The organism is Bacillus sp. FSL P4-0248, assembly GCF_038593305.1.
Taxonomy (GTDB): domain Bacteria; phylum Bacillota; class Bacilli; order Bacillales; family Bacillaceae; genus Bacillus; species Bacillus safensis.
Genome location: NZ_CP151983.1, coordinates 312993 through 329029, shown reverse-complemented (window position 1 = coordinate 329029; position 16037 = coordinate 312993). Strand labels below are relative to the sequence as shown.

General features: G+C 43.9%; 15 protein-coding genes. 2 read left to right on the top strand and 13 right to left on the bottom strand.

The genetic code is table 11. The features are described from left to right. Nucleotides 1-6 precede the first annotated feature (6 nt). The 4 genes from NST65_RS01760 to NST65_RS01745 form a co-directional block, all read right to left on the bottom strand. Nucleotides 7-1440, bottom strand: a complete 1434-nt coding sequence (locus NST65_RS01760) for an aldehyde dehydrogenase family protein (RefSeq protein ID WP_111927560.1) — start codon at nt 1438-1440, stop codon at nt 7-9. Then, nucleotides 1437-2294, bottom strand: a complete 858-nt coding sequence (locus tag NST65_RS01755; RefSeq protein ID WP_111927561.1) for a citryl-CoA lyase — start codon at nt 2292-2294, stop codon at nt 1437-1439. Before NST65_RS01755 ends, NST65_RS01760 begins: the two co-directional genes overlap by 4 nt. A 317-nt stretch (nt 2295-2611) precedes the next feature. Next, nucleotides 2612-3433, bottom strand: a complete 822-nt coding sequence (gene nadE / locus NST65_RS01750; protein ID WP_087978378.1) for an ammonia-dependent NAD(+) synthetase — start codon at nt 3431-3433, stop codon at nt 2612-2614. A gap of 198 nt (nt 3434-3631) precedes the next feature. Continuing rightward, entirely contained in the window at nt 3632-4228 is a 597-nt protein-coding gene (locus NST65_RS01745; RefSeq protein ID WP_034283248.1) for an urea carboxylase-associated family protein, read from the bottom strand. A 112-nt stretch (nt 4229-4340) separates the two neighbouring features. Between NST65_RS01745 and NST65_RS01740 the strand changes: the two genes are divergently transcribed. Then, on the top strand, nt 4341-5657 hold the full coding sequence (locus NST65_RS01740; protein ID WP_034283246.1) for an amino acid permease: 1317 nt from the start codon (nt 4341-4343) through the stop codon (nt 5655-5657). Here the strand turns inward: NST65_RS01740 and NST65_RS01735 are convergent. From NST65_RS01735 to NST65_RS01705, 7 genes are all read right to left on the bottom strand, one after another. Next, nucleotides 5652-6410: a YqcI/YcgG family protein gene (locus tag NST65_RS01735; RefSeq protein ID WP_034283243.1), complete on the bottom strand. Its 759-nt coding sequence runs from the start codon at nt 6408-6410 to the stop codon at nt 5652-5654. The two genes, NST65_RS01740 and NST65_RS01735, sit on opposite strands and share 6 nt — an antisense overlap. A 192-nt stretch (nt 6411-6602) precedes the next feature. After that, complete coding sequence (locus NST65_RS01730; RefSeq protein WP_111927562.1) at nt 6603-6986, bottom strand: UPF0715 family protein; 384 nt, start codon at nt 6984-6986, stop codon at nt 6603-6605. A 104-nt stretch (nt 6987-7090) separates the two neighbouring features. Then, nucleotides 7091-7720 (bottom strand): LysE family translocator, encoded by a 630-nt coding sequence (locus NST65_RS01725; RefSeq protein ID WP_111927563.1) that lies wholly within the window; start codon nt 7718-7720, stop codon nt 7091-7093. Nucleotides 7721-7823: 103 nt separating this feature from the next. Further along, nucleotides 7824-9014, bottom strand: a complete 1191-nt coding sequence (locus NST65_RS01720; protein ID WP_111927564.1) for an MFS transporter — start codon at nt 9012-9014, stop codon at nt 7824-7826. 54 nt (nt 9015-9068) lie between these two features. Beyond that, on the bottom strand, nt 9069-10115 hold the full coding sequence (locus NST65_RS01715) for a Gfo/Idh/MocA family oxidoreductase (RefSeq protein WP_103132600.1): 1047 nt from the start codon (nt 10113-10115) through the stop codon (nt 9069-9071). Next, nucleotides 10112-10978, bottom strand: a complete 867-nt coding sequence (locus NST65_RS01710; protein ID WP_111927565.1) for an HAD-IIB family hydrolase — start codon at nt 10976-10978, stop codon at nt 10112-10114. Before NST65_RS01710 ends, NST65_RS01715 begins: the two co-directional genes overlap by 4 nt. Continuing rightward, nucleotides 10953-12278: a DegT/DnrJ/EryC1/StrS family aminotransferase gene (locus NST65_RS01705; protein WP_056765018.1), complete on the bottom strand. Its 1326-nt coding sequence runs from the start codon at nt 12276-12278 to the stop codon at nt 10953-10955. The genes NST65_RS01710 and NST65_RS01705 overlap by 26 nt, the downstream gene beginning before the upstream one ends. A gap of 109 nt (nt 12279-12387) precedes the next feature. Between NST65_RS01705 and NST65_RS01700 the strand changes: the two genes are divergently transcribed. After that, nucleotides 12388-13377 (top strand): LacI family DNA-binding transcriptional regulator, encoded by a 990-nt coding sequence (locus NST65_RS01700; protein ID WP_024424341.1) that lies wholly within the window; start codon nt 12388-12390, stop codon nt 13375-13377. 44 nt (nt 13378-13421) lie between these two features. Here the strand turns inward: NST65_RS01700 and NST65_RS01695 are convergent, their stop codons facing one another. Beyond that, on the bottom strand, nt 13422-15044 hold the full coding sequence (locus NST65_RS01695; RefSeq protein ID WP_111927566.1) for an L-lactate permease: 1623 nt from the start codon (nt 15042-15044) through the stop codon (nt 13422-13424). Between the two features lie 43 nt (nt 15045-15087). Beyond that, nucleotides 15088-16035: an L-lactate dehydrogenase gene (locus tag NST65_RS01690; protein WP_111927567.1), complete on the bottom strand. Its 948-nt coding sequence runs from the start codon at nt 16033-16035 to the stop codon at nt 15088-15090. Nucleotides 16036-16037 lie beyond the last annotated feature (2 nt).

The following is a 16037-nucleotide window of genomic DNA, read 5'->3' as shown; positions in this document are numbered from 1 at the left end:
CCCCTTTCACAAACCCTGTGGAAGCACGACCATTTTGGTTTCGGTCATCTCCTCAATGGCGAAACGCGGACCTTCTCTTCCAAGGCCACTTCGCTTAATCCCGCCATAAGGCCAATGATCCAGTCTAAAATTCGATGTCCCATTGATGACAACCCCGCCAGTTTCAAGCTCTTTTGCTGCGTGTAACGCCACATCCAGCTGATTCGTAAAGATCCCTGCCTGCAAACCATATCGACTATCATTTGCTTCTTTAATGGCCTGCTCCAGCTCCTCATAAGGGAGAATGCTGACAACTGGCCCGAACACTTCCTCACAGACGACCTTGGCCTGTTTCGGAGTGTTTAGCAAAATAGCCGGTGTGATGCTCGCTCCATTTCTTTTCCCCCCGCATAAAAGGTGGGCACCCATGCTCTCTGCCTCTTGTATCCATGCCTCAACACGCTTTGCCGCCTGGACATCAACCATACAGCCGATATCACTCTCACTGGACAGCGGATCTCCAACGACAAGCTGCTCTACTTTTTGTTTTAATACCTCAGTAAACGACGGCATCATTTGCTGATGGACATAAATTCTTTGAACAGAAATACAGCTTTGACCGGAATTACTAAAGCCTGTTTTGGCACACATGGATGCGGCTTGTTCAATATCTGCATCGTGATGAACAATCGTCGCGCCATTCCCTCCGAGTTCGAGCAGTACCTTTTTCAATCCCGCAGAGGTTGTAATGTGTTCGCCTCCGGCAGCCCCGCCGGTAAAAGAGATGAGATTCGTTCTTTCATCAGTGACTAACTGTTTCCCGGCCTCGACCCCGCCAATCACAAGCTGCAAACCAGCCTCAGGAAATCCTGCTTCGAGAAGGAGTTTGACAAATGCTGTGGCAACAGCTGATGTTTGCGGTGCGGGCTTCAAAATGATGACATTCCCTCCCGCAAAGGCCGGACCGACTTTGTGACAAATTAAGTTGAGCGGTGCATTAAAAGGGGTAATCGCCAGCACAACTCCGACTGGTACTTTAAATGTCATGGCCATTGCTCCCTGTCCGCGTGATGATACATTGCCAGGAATGGTCTCACCTATTAATCGATTCGCTTCTTCCGCAGACTGCGCCAGCGTCTCAATTGATCGCGATACTTCATCTCTTGTATTTTTAAGCGGTTTGCCTAATTCCAGCGAAATCAGTTTTGCAAAATGGTCTTTTTGTTCTTCAAGCAAGGTGGCTGCTTTTGTTAGAAGCTTTGAGCGTTCGATTGCCGATATTTCCGCTATTTGTTTTTTAGCCTGCTGCGCAATAGAAAGTGCCTCTTCTATGTCTTCTGATGAGGCGAGATAAGATGTTCCGATCCTTTCTCCTGAGTAAGGATTGATGATATCTGTTTTGACACGACCGGTATCCTGCCACTCGCCGTTTATATATGACAACGCTTTTAAACCACTCAAATTTTTTCTCCCTCCTTCAAGTGCCGCGTTCCATGTCCTGCATAACGAACCAATCTTTCTTCATTCGGACAAGGTCCTTTCACGAGGGCTCCCTTTGTGAGCTCCTCATATGCATGCGCCACGATGCCCATTCCTCTGGATAAGGAAAAAATGCCTTTTGCTGCTTCTGCTGGAATGTTTAATTCACATTGGATGGCAGCAGATACACCATCTATATTCATCGTGATTTTCTTCCCTTTCAGTTGTTCAAGCTCATGTCTAATCGCTTCGGCCAACCGTAAATATGTGCCGCTGATAAGACCTTGCTGGACATATGTGTGACTCAGGTCATATAGACGTCTCACCCTCGGATCATCATCATGAAGCTGATGGCCGATTCCTGGGATTTTTCCCTTGCGATTTAACCATGTTTGACACACTAGCTTTGCCGCAGACTGTACATCCTTTTGTTCATCGTAGACCGCTTTGGCCTCGTATAACATACGCATGGCCTTCTCTCCGGCTCCGCCATGAATGTCACCTAATAGATTCACCCCTGTTGCAACAGAGGAATTAAACGAAATGCCGCAAGTCACCGCCATTCTAGCTGCTGCAATAGATGGCGCTCTTGGTCCATGGTCCGCACCTGCGACAAGAACACTTTCAAAAAGAGCTGCTTTTGAATCATCCAATAATTCACCAACAAGCAGTAAATAGAGCATTTGTGGATACGACAATTCACCAATCAGTTCTTCAATCGGATACCCTCGTAGTTCAATTGAATTTTTTTGAATATGACTAATCTCAGTCTCCCACCATGCGCCTCCCTCTTTGTAAATTTCCAGTGCACTTCGATTTTTCATTGTGTGAATCATTCCTTTAGCTTCTTATTTGGAGGTGAATCACCCCTTTATTCCATTCAGTGGAATCTGATTTCACTTTTCGGAATGTGGTTTCATTGTAAGCGCATTCTTTTTGTTCGTCAATTATTTTTTCTGAAAATACTGTCAATAGAAGTGAAATTAAGTGAATCGAACTAATTATGTCTGTTTTTTTTGATCAAAAAAATCGATATTTAGTTAAATGGACTTAAGTATATCGTTCTACTAATTTAATGAATTTTTGGTTATTTTGTCAAATCCACTTGAAATTCGACATAAAAAAACCTCTCCATCATCGGAGAGGTTTCTTTTTATTTCCACCAGTCATCAAACATGGAAGCGGGTACTTGGCGTTTATGCTCTGATTGAACATAACGCTTTTCAATCGCTTCTGCTGCTTGATCTGAGACTGATTTTCCTTCTAAGTAATCATCAATTTCATTGTACGTAATGCCGAGTTCTGTTTCATCCGTTTGCTGAGGTTTATCATCCAGCAGATCGGCTGTTGGTTTCTTTAAATACAGGCGCTCCGGTGCTTCTAGCGCTTCGAGTAGCGCCCGTCCTTGGCGTTTTGTCAAACCTGTGAGCGGGAGAACATCTGCACCGCCATCACCATACTTCGTGAAGAAGCCGGTTACTGCTTCAGCTGCATGATCTGTACCGATGACAAGCAATCCTTCCTCACCACCGACAGCATATTGCGCGATCATTCTCATGCGTGCTTTGACATTCCCTTTATTAAAGTCAGACAATGGGCCGCCCGTTTCCTTTTGATATTGATCACTGAATGCTGACACGGCAGGTGCAATATCATATTTCCACGACTTGTCTGGCTGAATAAATGATAGGGCGAGCTGTGCATCATCTTCATCCTGCTGCACACCATGCGGAAGGCGTACCGCAATAAAGACCGCATCCTCTTTTCCTTCTTGACGAAGCTCACTGACAGCAAGCTGTGCAAGACGTCCGGCAAGCGTTGAATCCTGCCCGCCGCTAATACCGAGAACAAATCCTTTTGCCCCGGTTTTTTTCAAGTACTCTTTTAGAAATCCAACCCGTTTTTCGATCTCCTGCTTTGGGTCAATTGAGGGCTGCACATGCAACTCTTGGCTGATCTTTTTCTGCAAACTCATACACTTTTCCTCCTAAGCATCCTCTACATGAAGAGAACAGGTTTTACTCCCAATTCATTGATTTAATAACGTTTTTTGAATCTTCATTATACCATGTTTTCATCAAGAACATTTTGTTAGACGTTCCCCTATTTCTTAGATAATCAAACATTCACAAGTGAAAAAGACCATGTCTTTTTTGACTGGTCCTTTTCTTTTTTAATCGATTTCTACCCGTATGGATGTACAGCTTGATCCATTACACTTCCCAATATCAGCAGGACATGCAGACACGGCCACAATGAGGTCCATTTCAGCCCGCAGGCGAATGTAGTCACCGGGCAGCGATTTTGGCAGCTCGACAGACAGCTTTCCTTTTTCATCAATGACTGTATTCATAAAGGCATTAAAAGGATAGTACATATCCTCCTTTGGAATCCCAAAGGGCTCAAAGGCAGTCCGCAAATTGTCGTAGCATGTATGCATGACCTCTAAGTGCGTCCGGCCGTATAAAAGCTGATACATCTCTTGCCGGCAGGCGGGCATGTATAAATCATGGCATTCTACTGTATCTTCAATGATCGTAAACATTGGTTTATATAAATTAGAATAAAGCTTATCGCCTTTTTTCACTTTAGACGAGAACAAACTGTCCATCGTCGCACCTTGGTCAAATTTTTCATAAAAATCTTTTTCATGATAGGCCATCACATCTGCTACTTGCTGGCCTTCGACATCAACCACTCGCATACATTGGCCTTTTCCTAAACGAAAGCCGAGTCTACCCTTTGGTAAAATGACGTGTTCTCCGTTCATCACATGCACTCCTTTCCATGACAGTATGCCCAAAATGTCCCCTTGATCATGTATAAAAAAAAGAGGCGGTCACAAGCTAATGTCATTGAAATAGAAAGGTGTTGCACTTGCATTGAAAGAAGAACAATCTTTATCTTGGTGGCAGCTTTCTCTCATCGGAGTCGGCTGTACAATTGGCACTGGGTTCTTCCTTGGTTCCAGCATCGCCATTACAAAATCCGGTTATTCCGTCTGCATCTCTTTTTTGCTTGCTGCAGTCGGAACATATCTCGTCTTTAAACATTTAGCTGCGATGACAGCTGATAATCCTGATAAAGGGTCATTTTGTTCCTATGCTCGTAAAGCATACGGACGCTGGGCAGGGTTTAGCAATGGCTGGGTGTATTGGTTTGCAGAAATGCTGATTACAGGAAGTCAGTTAACCGCCATTTCTCTGTTTACCCGCCACTGGTTTCCTTCTGTTCCGCTTTGGGTGTTTTCTGCGATTTATTCCGCTCTTGCCCTGCTCGTGATTATCATTGGGCTTTCTTCTTTTCAAAAGACAGAAAATGTTCTTGCGGTACTGAAAACAGCGGCGATTTTTCTATTTATGATTCTTGCGGTGCTTGTATTATTCGGCATTTTGACAGAACATAAACCGACCCTTCATCTGCCTAACAAGGATCACGAATGGATGCCTCTTGGTCCACTTGGTCTTTGGAATGGATTGATTTACGCATTTTATGCATTTGGGGGAATTGAAGTCATGGGGCTGATGGCGGTTCATTTAAAGGACCCGAAGGATGCGGCAAAAGCTGGACGTGTCATGCTGATCATTCTAGCAGTCATCTATATCGTCTCAATCGGACTTGCTCTCTTGCTTGTCCCAGTGACAGCCTTTAATGAGAACAGCAGTCCATTTATTACTTCATTAGAGCCGTTTCATTTATCGATCTTTCTTCATATCTTTAATGGCATTTTCATTATTGCTGGTTTTTCGACATTGGTTGCCTCTCTCTATGCGGTCACAACGCTGCTCGGCACAATGTCAGAGCATCAGGATGCACCTGCTTGTTTTAAACAAAAAGATCCATCGCATGTGAGATGGTCTTCGATTATCTTAACTGCTGCTGGCTTAATTGTCTCAATTTTGCTTGCACTCTTTTTGTCCAAACACATCTACGAGCATCTCACAACAGCAGCCGGTCTTACCCTGCTGTACACATGGATTTTTATTCTGTTCTCAAGTAAAAAGCTATCCAAGCCATCCACCCGCCAAACGTGCGAAATGATTCTTGCGCTGCTCTTAATTGGAGCCGCTGTATCAGGCACATTAACGGAGGCAAGCGGACGACCTGGCTTTTTTATCAGCCTTGGGATCATTGCAGTGATTGCCATCATGGTGCTATTTATGAGGAAAAAGTGGAAGCAGGATCAGACCGCATCATAATTTCATCATGTTTTTTAATGCAGTAAATGGACATTTGGCGGAGGCTGGTTTCTCCGCCTCTTCATCTGGGAGAAAGTATTGCTTCCATTCATGATTGGTCGGATCCCCGTACCATTTTAATGATGGATGAACACTGACCTCATCATATGCTTTGAGCCGCTTGCGAACGAGCTGGCTCATTTTTTGTCCAAACTTGGTCGATCCATTCATTTTCTCAAACACCCACCTAGGCTGAAATGCCATCAAGAGATAAGGGAAGTGGCGGCTTTTTCTGAGCTTATGAGCAGGTGTGGAACACAAAATAAAATACGCCTCACCATGGAAGCAATACTCCCACTCATGATGATGAGTATCTAATGGGATCTCCTCAGGCCACGGTTCTTCATCTTTATGATGCAGCCGCTGAAGCAGCGACCAAAACTGCTGCTCAAACTCTTCAAGCGAACTTTCCTGTAAGTCCTGCGGTGTTTCAAAAAAACAGATAAATGAAGCATATTGACCGGTTTCTTTCGCACAGCCTTGATATTCTCTCAGCAGCTGGGCTAATTCATCAACCGCTTCCTCTTTCCTAGGGTCACCGACAAACCCATAGCGTAAATGATCGAGAAAAAATCCCTGTCTTCCGGGTACACATGGGAATGTATCGGCTTCATCTCCTACCATCTTGCCAAATCGTGTGAAAGCATCCTGCTTCCATTCTTCTAGTGATCGTAGATTTTGATCAAGGCAACTTTTTGCATACAGCTGGGCCATTTCCTTCCACCTCGTTTTAGCGTCTTCTTCATAGCCTATGAGGTGGAAATGGCTGTGGTGACTGTCCTTCCACGACTTTCCTTGTGCATGTCAGGATGGGAGTTTCCGTTCAAATTGAGCAGGTATTTGTTTCTTTTATTCTATTATGTATGAACAAACTAGTGTAAGTTAATAGAACACCTTTCGTCATTCCTATGATCGGTTCTTCATCAAAAAGATGGAATCCAGCACCCAATAAATAAGGGCTGCGCAGAAGCTAAACAGATAGACTTTATAGCTGATGAACACAACAAGCCCATAATCAATCCATAAAGCCAAAGCCGAACACACCACCCATGCCGCAATAAAATAAATCAGTAAGTCACGGCTTCGAAACCTCTTAGGATGCCGGTGTAAAACAAACTGAATCGGTGCAGCAAAAATGACATAAGCGAGCAAAATGAACAGACTGGTCATCTCCACATAACTAAAGCCCACTTCAGGCGGCATGAATAAAAACGTATAAACGAATGTTGCAGTGATGACTGATAAAATCAGCATACACACATAGTTGAATACTGGCAGAAACATACGCATAGCAAAAGCTCCTTCAAACCATTTTATATTCCACCATTATTCAAGAATGTGTTATGTCTGTCAATCCTTACAAAAAAACAGACTGAATGTGTCAGTCTGTTTCTCTACCCAATCAACGCCATGATCCCTTGATACCCAAAATAGGCGCCGAAACCAAGTAAAGATAGACCTGCCAGAACAGATAAGCCATGTAAAACACGTTCACTTAAATAACGCCTAAACGAACTAGCAAGCAGCGCCATGCTGAAATCCCAGATCAGCATGCCGATAAAAATAGCCATACTGTACATGAGCATTTGGGAAGCTCCATACTTTTCGATCGTATTGGCTAAAATGCTGCCGTAGATGCCAAGCCAAAACAAAATACTGAGCGGATTAGATAAAGAAATGATAAATCCGCTCATGAACGACTGGCCAAATGAAGTGTTTCCGCTATCCTTTTTCGGACTTTCCTGCAAATTGATTTTACGCAGACTTTCAATGCCGGTATAGGTCAGAACGAAAAAGCCGAACAGCCACAAAAAGGTCTTTACAAGAGGTGCAGTCAAAAGCTGGGCGACACCAAAATAGATGAGAAGCATATAGACAATATCCGCAGCCATAGCCCCCACACCAAATATCCACGCATGCCAAAATCCACTTTTAATCCCTCTGTCAATTTGGGCTGCATTGACTGGCCCAACAGGCGCTGAAAGTGACAACCCTAAAAAGATATAACCAAAAAACACTGCCACATAGACGTCCTCCTTTTGATGCTGACTTGTACATGTTATTCAAACTTTCTGCGTTTTAGTACAAGTCCTTTGTCATCATTTCAGGTGGACCACGGGGAGCCGCTTAGCGATCTGCTTTCAGTGCCGACTGCTGCGCATGTACCGTTTCTTTTTTCTTAGAACGATTCATTTGAATCGCAGCTGCAAACAGAAGAACAGCTAAGAAGGCAAATACAAAGACGGCACTTGCCGCTCCTGCCCATTCTAGACTAAATCCAATCAAAAAGGACAAGCAGGCTCCGCCTAAGCTTGCGGCTGCAATAAAATAACTCGTCGCCTCATCGATGGCATTTTCAATCATTAAGGCAGATGCTGTCAGTGCGATTGGGAACATGCCAGCTGCACAAAGGCCGATGAAAAAGATGAGGATCAACTGCGCAGCGATGTGGGTTGTCAGAGCAAATACCACAAGCAGCAGAATCATCAGAGATGCGCTTAGCTTTAAAAAACGCAGCGGATGCAGCTGATCGGCTTTTCTCGCAATCACGGTTCTGCCGATGACGATCGCTGTCCAGAAAGTAGAGACCGCAAAGAGGCCCCAATTTTCTCCCCCTTTTTCCAGCATGATCGACGGCAAAAAATTCGCAAAGTTCGTTTCAATCCCTGCGTAGAAAAAGGCAAAGCAAATCATGATCACCACAATCATTCGATTATTTCGATCAACAAGCAAGGACGGTTTCCTCGTCCCTTCTGTGGAAGGAGCATCCATCTGTCCGTGAGGCAGTTTGTTCATAAAAACAAGCCAAAGCATAAGGAAAAATGTCAGCGCACCCACCTGAAATAAAAACACATACTGCCATGTCTGTTCTGTGACAGTCAGCAGAATCACTAGCGGGAATAACAGCGCACCTAATCCAAAAAAGACCTCCATGATACTGATTCGCTTTGCACTATTTGCCATCGAAATGACATATGCACCAGCTGTTGTCTCAAGACTGCCTGCGCCGCTCCCAAGAAAAAAACCTGCCAGCACAAGCGTTGTCCAGCCCGGCACCAATAGCCCCAGCAGAAGTGAGCCGATCATCAGCAAAAGACCCATGGTCAGCACAGCGCCATAGCCTTTTTTTCTCACTAGAATGGGGGATAACAGAACGCCTGTCAAAAAACCAATAAACTGAAAAAAAATTAAAGATGATAATTCCCCGGGGCCTTTATCGTAACTCGACAGCAAATAAGGCGTTAAGCTGCCAAAAAACACATGAATGGTCCCAATAAAAAAATAAAAGACACAGCCAAAATAAAATACCTTTTTCATCTTTTCACTTCCTCTAAAAAGGAGCGGAGTCATGACATCCTCCGCTCCACCTCTTTAATATGCCTGGGCAGAGACGACTGCCTCTTCCCTCTCAAAGCATGTATTGAGCGCAGCCTGTGCGCGATAACCATCTTCAAAATCAGCGACCTTCATATGAGATGGGTATGGATCAGTATTCACCCAATGCATCAGCTGATCGCGGAATGTATCGGACCATCCGTAAAATTCATTTGGCGGATCTGTCAGCAAAGTTTGCGGCATTTGATGACGCTCCACACACAATCCATCACTGATCTCATATTCGTTTTTCATGTTCGTATGGTATTTGAATACCTTGTCATGACCAACGACTTCTACACTAAATCCACATTCCTCAGGCTGCGTGCTTTTGGATGTCACTAAATGAAAGAACACTTGATTCTCCATCTGCCCAAAAATTTCGGTATGATCATCCACCTGAACCTTTTTCTCTTCTTTTTCCTTTACATGTGTCAGCATCTTGGTGTTAAGTGATTCTTTCTTCATTTCACTGCCAAATAAGTACCACAGCATATCAATCAAATGAATGCCAAGATCCCCTAGTGCACCGCTCGTACGCAGACTTTCACCGCTGTCTCTCCATGAAAAAGTCTTTCTTCTAAGGGCACTGTTTTTCTTAAAATGAGTTCTGACAGTTAAAATGCGGCCTAATTCACCGTTGGCAATCAAGTTCTTCAATATATTCACAAAGGATAAATAACGATAGTTAAAGCCCATACTGGCTTGAACTTGGAACTGTTTGGCTGTCTCCACCATTTCCTTCGCTTCCTTCAGCGACACAGCCATCGGTTTTTCACATAAAATCGGCTGTCCTGCTCTTAGCGACTGAAGGGCATGGTCCTTGTGACAAAAATTAGGGGATGCAATGATCAATCCATCAGATGCATCTGCCAGTGTCCCGATACTTGAATACACACGTCCGCCGTACTGTTTAATGAATCCCTGTGCGACCGACTCATGCAAATCATAGACACCGGATAATTCTGCACCTTTGATCGTTGATAATGCTCTTGCATGTGCTTTTGCAATATTCCCTGCTCCAACAATTCCAATTTTCTTCATGAATGTGCCTCCTCATGTTTATACATCACTGTTTTCAGTGTTTCATAGATTCCTTTTGCATACCCATGATGACAAATTTGGTGATGGTGCCGTTTGGCTTCGGCTGTCGCATTTTGGACAAGGAAGCCGTGTGTGACGGATTGAAGCATCCGCAAATCGTTCCCGCTATCACCAAAGGCAAAGCCTTGATCTTTCGATAAATCATATTGGTTCAGCATAAAACGGACAATTTCATCCTTCCCTGTTCCGACTGGTAAAAAGTCGACATCATAGCAATCCGCAGGATCTCCAGCAAGCGGGTTGCATTTGTTGATGTTGACTGCCACGCCTCGCTCTTTAGCCAGTGTTTGGATAAATGATAGATGATAAAGATCTGTCCGTTCATCCTGCTCCTGATAATAGAAATTCTTCTTATACCCTGAACTGCCCAGCTGCGTTTGCGGTCTAAGGGAAATGCCCTTTTCTCGGATGGTTTCCAGGATGTCATCAATTTTTTCATCTGAAAAGCCCTGTGCATCCAGCCGCTTCATCCACTCTGCATCTGGCTGTCCAAAATGGGCATCCGACGTATATACAATCTCAGTCCCTAAGTTCGATGCAATGAAATGCGGGAATTGATGAAACCCGCCTTTTTCCATTTTGCTCGTGACAGAATCGAGGCTGCTTCCCGTCACCCAGCCCAGCAAGAGCTGTCCCGCTTCACTCTTTTCTGCTACAAAGGCTTCCAGCCGCTTGACATCCTCTCTCTGCTCCTCTGTCATTCCGTGAGAATAATACGTTTCATCAAAATCACAGAAGACGATCCACTGCGGATTCTTCGGCAGATTCAGCAGTTTTTTATTGAATGGAAGACTTGATAACATGATGAACCCCCTCGATGACCTTCTCCTGATCTTGCAGCGGCATTCCTGGATAAAGCGGCAAGTGAAGTAATTGCTGCGCAGCTTTTTCCGTGTGTGGAAGTGTCGTTTGTCTATATTTTTGAGAAACAAGATTTGTTTGATGCTGATGCGATAGAACCGGGTAATAGACATCCGTCTCTATGCCCATTTCCAGCAATTTCGATGCCAGTTCATCTCGTTCTCCCTTCAGCACTCTAATCGGGAATAGATGCCATACATGATCATCTGTCAGCGTCGGGAGCTTCATATATCCTTCATCCTCAAGCGTTTGCAGCTGGTCAATGTATCGCTTGGCTAAGTAAAAACGTTTGAAATTTTGCAGTCCTAAATACTTCATTCGTTCGAGTCCAATCGCTGCCTGCAAATTATCAATTTTCGAATTAAAGCCATAGTCACTGCGTTTGACATTTTTCTTTCCAGCTTCAAAGCCGTGATAGCTGATCTCCATGCATTTTTCCGCTAAGGCCTCATCATTTGTAGCGATGGCTCCTGCCTTTCCGCAGACCCCAAGGTTTTTGTATGGATTAAAGCTGAGAACAAGTCCATCTCCATAAGCGCCAAGGCCGCTGCTGCCAATCGCCTGACAGCCGTCTTCAATGATTTTCAGTCCATGCTGTTTCGCAATCGCCGAAATCTCCTTCATATCCGCTTGCTTTCCATATAAATGAACCGGTAGAATGCATACCGTTTTATCTGTGATATGTTTCTCTATTTCACTCGGTGAGAGGCAGTAGGTTTCAGGATCAATATCGGCATATACCGGAACAGCCCCAATGGCAAGCACTGCATTTTCTGTTGCAGCAAAGCTATTGGCCGGCAAAATCACCTCGTCTCCTGGATGGACGCCTGCTGATATGAGACTGATCATTAATGCATCTGTTCCACTTGACGTGGCAATGACATATTTTTTCCCTAAGTACTCAGCAATCGCCTTTTCAAATGTCGGAATATATGGCCCTGAAGTAAAACGGCCAGAGCTCAATACTTCCTTCAGCACCTGCATAATATCATCGATTTCATCTTCTGAAATCAGTTTGTCAACTGGCAGAAACGGTATCTTTTTTTCCTTATTTTGTTTATAATGGAAGAGAATTTTTTCCAAACCTGTGCGCTCTATATCTTGCTCAAGGAACGTCACCAGCTTTTCATTTGCTAGATGCTTTTCAATTGAATCGGCCTTTACTTGAACACCTTGATTGATCATATCCAGCAAAGGAAGATAATCCTTGCTTTTACCTGATATCTTCGTCAATATTTGCATACCATTCCCTCCAATTAATCAATTCCTTTTGTTAATATTTAACTTGTTTCACATTGTAAATGATGTTATCGATTTCAGAACAATAACTTTGTGTAAAGGATTTGTTAATATGTGTACAATTTATGAAATTGCCAAACGCTGCGGGGTTTCAACCACCACCGTTTCCAGAGTGCTAAACCATCACCCATATGTGTCAGAAGAAAAGCGGCAGCTCATTTTACAGGTGATGAAAGAAATGGAATATACACCGAGTTCAGCAGCCCGCACACTAAGGTCACATCAGACAAAAACCATTGCTGTGTCTGTTCCAGCTGTGGACCATCCTTTTTTTGCACAATTGATTAAAGGCATTTCAAAGGAAGCACTGGATCAAGGATATAAAGCCATCGTGCTCCAGACGTTTTATCAAGAAGCATTAGAACTTGAAGGGCTTCAATTATTAAAAAGAAAAGAAGTCGATGGGGTTATATTGGGTGCGTTAGAAAATACGTGGGAGAAAATTGAGCCATTTTTAACGAACGGCCCCATTGTCATGGCAAATGAATATCACCAAACAGCAAACATCCCGATTATTGGATACGATGAACGGGAAGCCGCCTATAAAGCGGTGGACTATTTGATTCGGTCGGGGCGAAAATCGATTGGGTTTTGCTTTGATACAGAAAGCAGTGAAGCGCAGAAACAAAGGAAACAGGGCTATCTTGATGCACTCTCTGCTCACGGTTTGCCGCTGCAAGATGATTGGCTGTTTGGAGAGGCTTTTACCATTGAAGACGGCTTTCGCTTAATGGAGGTCATCCATCACATGAAGGAAGCGCCTGATGCCATTTTCACCGGCAATGATCAAGTCGCAGCAGGACTCATTAAACAGGCTATTTCATACGGCTATCAAATCCCCGGGGATCTAGCGGTCATCGGCTATGACAACCAAGACATTTGTGAGGTGACAGCTCCAACGATCACCACAATTGACATACCGATCGTAGAGCTTGGCCAGCGGTCTGTACAGCAAATGATCGCACTCCTGCAAGATCAAAAACCATTACAGCGCGAACATATCCAGCTGCCTACCCGGCTCGTGACAAGAGAATCTACATAAAGAAAAAGACTGAGATCTCTCTCAGTCTTTTTTAGTCTATCAACCTATACAAATTGAGCGAGAATGAATGTCCATATACATACCATACCGAGCAGGATGAAGCTGTACTTCACGGTCTTTTTGAAGAGCTCAGATTCTTTCCCTGTTTCTCCAACAGCTGCTGTAGCGATAGCGATTGATTGTGGAGAAATTAATTTCGCCATCACACCACCGGTCGTATTCGCCCCAATTAACAAACCTGCCTGTGAACCGATTTGAGAAGCAGTGACCGCTTGAAGGTTACCGAATAAGGCGTTGTTACTCACGACAGACCCCGTAATAAACACGCCGATCCAGCCAAGCACCGGGCTGACAAGCGGGAACAAATCGCCCGTTTTGGCAAGAGCAAGTCCAATCGCTGAACTTAGTCCAGCAAAGTTCGCTAGGTTGGCAAAGCCCATAACAAAACAAATAGTAAGAACAGGAACCCAAAGCTCTTTCACCGCTGCTTTTAAGCAGACAGCGCCTTCTGTTAATGTAATATGTCTGCTAAACAGCCCTGTCAGCATGACCGCAATCAGAATGGCGGTCCCCGTTGCACTGATGACATCAATTTTAAAGATCGCATCAATAGGTGTTTCCGTTTGTGCAATTGGTGGTAATTTCACAATTTGCTGATGTAAAAATGGCATTTTCACTAAAATGGTCGTCCAGTTAAGCGGTCCTCCTACAGCAAACAATGCTTTAAATGCCGGCAGACTCCATACCGTAATAACAGCAGTTAAAATATAGAACGGAGACCATGCTTTCAGTATTTCAACGCCGCGATACGTTTGTTTCTGTTCAATATCTGGCGCTCCTTCTTCACGATAAATGTGTTTTGGCTGCCATTTCCGAAGAAATAAAGCCAAAACTCCCATACTTGCTAGGGCAGAAATAATATTGGCAAGCTCAGGACCCATCGTCACCATTGTGACAGCTTGCAAAATGGCATAGGTACCACTCACAACAAGCAAGGCTGGCAGAGTTTCTTTGATCCCTTTCAATCCATCTACAATCAGAATGAGGAGGAACGGAATACAGAATGAAATAAATGGGATGGTATATACAAGGGTTTGAGATAACGCAAGCGGCGTCATATTGCCCATTTGCGCCCCTGTAATCACCGGGATGCCCACCGCCCCAAATGCACCAGACGCAGCATTGGCAATTAAGCAGAGCATCGCAGCTTTCAGCGGTTTAAACCCAAGCTCTGTTAAGAGAGCGGCACTGATCGCAATCGGTACACCAAACCCAGCAGCACCCTCTAAAAATGCGTTAAAACTAAAACCAATTAATAAGAGCTGTAGACGTTGATCTTGAGAGATTCCTGCAATACTAGATCGAATGACATCGAACTTACCAGATTTCACGGCAATTTTATAGAGCCATACCGCCATGATGACGATATATCCAATCGGCCACAGCCCATTAGATATACCGAGCAGCACAGCAGATAATGCTTTTTCAACTGGCATATGAAAGAAGAAAACAGCTGTTACAAAACTGACGATTAAGGTAAAACAAGCGGCTAAAACACCTTTTAGCTTAAAAACGGTTAATGCAAGAAGGAAAAACAAGATTGGGAGCATTGCCACCAATGCACTGACGAATTCATTACCAAACGGATCATATATTTGCTGCCACATAGTGATTCATCCTTTTCTGCTCAGATAGGTTGCTTTTAATTGATTAAAAATGAGGAGCCAAAATCTCTTTTAACACATTTACACTGTGTGCAAATTTTTCTTTCTCCGTGTCGTTCAGTGCAAGCTCCATCACTTCTGTTGCACCATTTCGATTCACAAGGGCTGGTGCACCAATGTAGACATCTTCTGCTCCGTACTCTCCATCTAAGTAAGTGCTGACAGTTAAAATGCTGTTTTCATTGTGCAGGATCGCTCTTGTAATGCGGGCTAAACTCATTGCTACGCCGTAATAAGTGGCGCCTTTTTTCTCAATGATTTGGTAAGCAGCATGACGAACATTTTCCATGATTTCATCTAAGTCTTCTTGTTTGTATTGCTCATTTCTCTTCATTAATTCTGTAATTGGTACACTTCCGATATTCGCATGACTCCAAACAGCAAGCTCTGTATCTCCATGCTCGCCAATGATGTACGCATGCACGTTGTGTGCCGCTGCGTCAAAGTACTCACTGAGCATGTATCTAAATCTTGCCGTATCAAGCGTCGTACCACTGCCAATCACTCGTTCTTTTGGAAGACCACTGAATTTCCAAGTCGCATATGTCAAAATATCGACTGGGTTTGTGGCCACTAAGAAAATACCGTCGAATCCACTTTTCATCACGTTTTCTACAATGCCTTTAAATATATTTAAATTTTTCTCAACAAGGTCAAGTCTTGTTTCACCTGGCTTTTGGTTTGCACCAGCACAGATACAGACGATATCTGCATCCTTACAATCCTCATAATCTCCATACCATGTATTCACAGGATGCGGGGCAAATGCTTTTCCGTGGTTTAAATCCATCACGTCACCCATTGCTTTGTCTTGATTCAAATCGATGACAACCAATTCATCTGTGATTGCTTGATTTATTAATGTAAAGGCATAACTGCTGCCGACGAAACCTGCTCCAATAAGGGCTACTTTGTTTACTTTTTCGTTTGTCATTT

Bases quoted from the DNA above. Each gene is read 5' to 3' on its own strand.
- NST65_RS01755 (WP_111927561.1), bottom strand. From the start codon at position 2,294: ATGATTCACACAATGAAAAATCGAAGTGCACTGGAAATTTACAAAGAG.
- nadE (WP_087978378.1), bottom strand. From the start codon at position 3,433: ATGAGTTTGCAGAAAAAGATCAGCCAAGAGTTGCATGTGCAGCCCTCA.
- NST65_RS01745 (WP_034283248.1), bottom strand. From the start codon at position 4,228: ATGAACGGAGAACACGTCATTTTACCAAAGGGTAGACTCGGCTTTCGT.
- NST65_RS01735 (WP_034283243.1), bottom strand. From the start codon at position 6,410: ATGGCCCAGCTGTATGCAAAAAGTTGCCTTGATCAAAATCTACGATCA.
- NST65_RS01730 (WP_111927562.1), bottom strand. From the start codon at position 6,986: ATGCGTATGTTTCTGCCAGTATTCAACTATGTGTGTATGCTGATTTTA.
- NST65_RS01720 (WP_111927564.1), bottom strand. From the start codon at position 9,014: ATGAAAAAGGTATTTTATTTTGGCTGTGTCTTTTATTTTTTTATTGGG.
- NST65_RS01715 (WP_103132600.1), bottom strand. From the start codon at position 10,115: ATGAAGAAAATTGGAATTGTTGGAGCAGGGAATATTGCAAAAGCACAT.
- NST65_RS01710 (WP_111927565.1), bottom strand. From the start codon at position 10,978: ATGTTATCAAGTCTTCCATTCAATAAAAAACTGCTGAATCTGCCGAAG.
- NST65_RS01705 (WP_056765018.1), bottom strand. From the start codon at position 12,278: ATGCAAATATTGACGAAGATATCAGGTAAAAGCAAGGATTATCTTCCT.
- NST65_RS01700 (WP_024424341.1), top strand. From the start codon at position 12,388: ATGTGTACAATTTATGAAATTGCCAAACGCTGCGGGGTTTCAACCACC.
- NST65_RS01695 (WP_111927566.1), bottom strand. From the start codon at position 15,044: ATGTGGCAGCAAATATATGATCCGTTTGGTAATGAATTCGTCAGTGCA.
- NST65_RS01690 (WP_111927567.1), bottom strand. From the start codon at position 16,035: ATGACAAACGAAAAAGTAAACAAAGTAGCCCTTATTGGAGCAGGTTTC.